The following is a 2,326-nucleotide window of genomic DNA, read 5'->3' as shown; positions in this document are numbered from 1 at the left end:
GTGCCCTCGGTGACGCTCTCGCCGAGCGCCGGCATCAGCACGGAGTCGGACATGACTCGTGTCTCCTTAGGTGGGGTTCAGTTGTGGGCGTGGAGCGGCTTGCCGGCCAGGGCCAGGAAGGCCTCGCCCAGTGCCTCGTTCTGGGTGGGGTGGGCGTGGACGAGCGAGGCGACGTCTTCCGGGTACGCCTCCCAGTTCACGACGAGCTGGCCCTCGGCGATGAGCTCACCGACGCGGGCCCCGATCATGTGGACCCCGACGACCGGTCCGTCCTTCTGGCGGACCAGCTTCACGAAGCCGGCCGTGCCCAGGATCTGGCTCTTGCCGTTGCCGCCGAGGTTGTACTCCAGGGTCTGCACCGCGTCGTCGCCGAAGGTCTCCTTCGCTGCGGCCTCCGTCAGCCCGACCGACGCGACCTCCGGCTCGGAGTACGTGACCCTCGGGATGCCGGACTCGACGATGGGGGCCGGGCGCTGCCCGGCGATCTCCTCGGCCACGAAGATGCCCTGCTGGAACCCCCGGTGGGCCAGCTGGAGGCCGGGGACGATGTCCCCCACGGCGTAGATGTTGCCGACCCCGGTGTGCAGGCGCTCGTCGGTCAGCACGAAGCCCCGGTCCATGCGCAGGCCCTGGTCCTCGTATCCCAGGCCCTCGGTCCGGGGCCCGCGTCCGACGGCCACGAGCATGAGCTCGGCGTCGAAGGTCTTGCCGTCCTCGAGGGTCACGTGGACGCCGCTGTCGTCCTGCGTGACTCCCTGGAACCGCACGCCGGTGGAGAACCCGATGCCGCGCTTGCGGAACGCGCGCTCGAACGCCTTCGACAGTGCGGGGTCCTCGTTCGGGAGCAGGCTCGGCAGGGCCTCGATGATGGTGACCTCGGCCCCGAACGACTTCCAGACGCTGGCGAACTCGCAGCCGATCACGCCTCCGCCGAGCACGATCACCGACGAGGGCACGTGCTCCAGGGTCAGCGCCCCGTCGGAGGTCATGACCCGGCCACCGATCTCCAGGCCCGGCAGGCTGCGTGAGTAGGAGCCCGTGGCGAGCACGACGTGGCGGCCGGTGTACCGCTGGCCGTCGACCTCCACGGTGTCCTGGGCGACCAGACGGCCGTACCCCTGGACGAGGGTGACCCCGTGCGCCTTCACCAGGCCCTGGAGCCCCTTGTAGAGCCGGCCGATCACGCCGTCCTTGTAGGAGTTGACGCCGACCATGTCGATGCCCTCGAGCGAGGCCTTCACACCGATCTTCTCCCCGTGCCGGGTCGAGTCGGCCACTTCTGCGGCGTGGAGGAGGGCCTTGGTCGGGATGCACCCGTTGTGCAGGCAGGTGCCGCCGAGCTTCTCGGCCTCGATGAGGGCCACGCTCAGCCCCAGCTCGGTCGCACGCAGGGCTGTGGCGTACCCGCCACTGCCTCCACCCAGGACCACGATGTCGTAGACGGAAGGGCTGTCAGCCACGATGGGATTCTCCTCGGACGCGGACGGCGGTCGGCACGTGTCATCTTGTCATCACACGCGCGCCGAGGTGAATCGGACCCGCGGCGCGAGGGAGACGGGCACGCCAGGTCATCCTACGTGTCACCTTCGGCCTACTCTTGGACCATGGCACTGTTCGGGCGCCGTAGGCGCCGCTCCTCGACCGCTGACGAGCCCAGGCCGGGCTCGCGGCAGGCCCAGGAGGCGACCCTCGAGCACATGCGCGAGTTCGTCAGCACGCGGGTAGGCGTGGAGGCGTACATCGAGCCCGTCACCAACGTCACGCAGACGACCGTGGTGCTCATCGCGACCACGGGGGAGTGGACCCGGCGGCGAGTACCCGACTCGGAGACCGCGAGGTCGGTGGCCCGCGAGCTGTCGATACCGGTCTACGACGTGCAGCTCACCGGGTACCCCCAGCGCATGCGTGACTGGAACGCCCGTCAGCGGGCCGCCAGGCGTCCCGCCCGGCCCTGACGTCGCGCGTCCGGGCCGGGCGGTGTGATCGGTGCCTCAGCGCTCGGTCAGGCCTTCCAGCCAGGTCACCAAGGTCCTGACCGCGACGCCGGTGCCACCCGGCGGGGTGTAGCCGTGCGCGGACCCCTCGTTGAACGAGGGACCGGCGATGTCCAGGTGCGCCCACGGCGTCGTACCGACGAACTCCTTCAGGAACAGGCCTGCCACGAGCATCCCCCCCATCCGGTCGCCGATGTTCGCCAGGTCGGCGACCTGGGACTTCAGGCTCGCCCGGAGCTCGGTCGGCAGGGGCATCGGCCAGAACTGCTCTCCGGCGCGCTCCGCGGCGCTCACCACGGCGGCGCGGACGTCGTCCGTGCCCATCACCGCCG

General features: G+C 70.4%; 2 protein-coding genes and 1 pseudogene. 1 reads left to right on the top strand and 2 read right to left on the bottom strand.

The genetic code is table 11. The features are described 5' to 3' along the window. Positions 1-77: 77 nt before the first annotated feature. Entirely contained in the window at positions 78-1,460 is a 1,383-nt protein-coding gene (gene lpdA / locus N869_RS14525) for a dihydrolipoyl dehydrogenase (RefSeq protein WP_035062768.1), read from the bottom strand. A 144-nt stretch (positions 1,461-1,604) separates the two neighbouring features. Here lpdA and N869_RS14520 point away from each other — a divergent pair, with 144 nt between their 5' ends. Further along, a complete protein-coding gene (locus N869_RS14520; RefSeq protein WP_035062766.1) occupies positions 1,605-1,955 on the top strand; it encodes a hypothetical protein in 351 nt (116 codons plus the stop codon). A 36-nt stretch (positions 1,956-1,991) separates the two neighbouring features. Here N869_RS14520 and N869_RS14515 read toward each other — a convergent pair. After that, positions 1,992-2,326 (bottom strand): annotated as a pseudogene (locus tag N869_RS14515) (leucyl aminopeptidase); the annotation flags it as partial.

The sequence above is a fragment of the Cellulomonas bogoriensis 69B4 = DSM 16987 genome (assembly GCF_000767165.1).
GTDB lineage: Bacteria > Actinomycetota > Actinomycetes > Actinomycetales > Cellulomonadaceae > Actinotalea > Actinotalea bogoriensis.
This window is presented reverse-complemented; position numbering and strand designations above follow the sequence as displayed.